The organism is Pseudomonas sp. SIMBA_068 (assembly GCF_046534705.1).
Taxonomy (GTDB): Bacteria; Pseudomonadota; Gammaproteobacteria; order Pseudomonadales; family Pseudomonadaceae; genus Aquipseudomonas; species Aquipseudomonas putida.
Window position 1 is genome coordinate 1 of record NZ_JAWRYI010001653.1, and the last position, 236, is coordinate 236.

Consider the following 236-nt stretch of genomic DNA (forward strand, 5'->3'; position numbering starts at 1 on the left):
GACGCCGTCCACGCGGATCAGCTCCAGCGGCTTGATGGCGAGGATATTGGCCTGGGGATGGCGTACCGGGATGCTCAGGCGGTTGCCGTAGAACGAGGCGTTGGAGAAACCGATCAGCTCGCGGTAGGCCGAGCGGTAGTGGATCTGCAGGGTGGTGGAGGGTAGCGAGCTGCGAGCCAGTTGCAGCAGGTCCGGGCAGTCCTTGATTTCGCGGCGGTTCCAGGTGTCTTCGAAGG

The 236-nt window shown here is 64.0% G+C and carries 1 protein-coding gene; it reads right to left on the reverse strand.

Translation table 11 applies throughout. The features are described 5' to 3' along the window. Positions 1 to 236 (reverse strand): hypothetical protein (locus SB756_RS35345; RefSeq protein ID WP_410913918.1); only part of this gene is annotated, 236 nt, incomplete at both ends.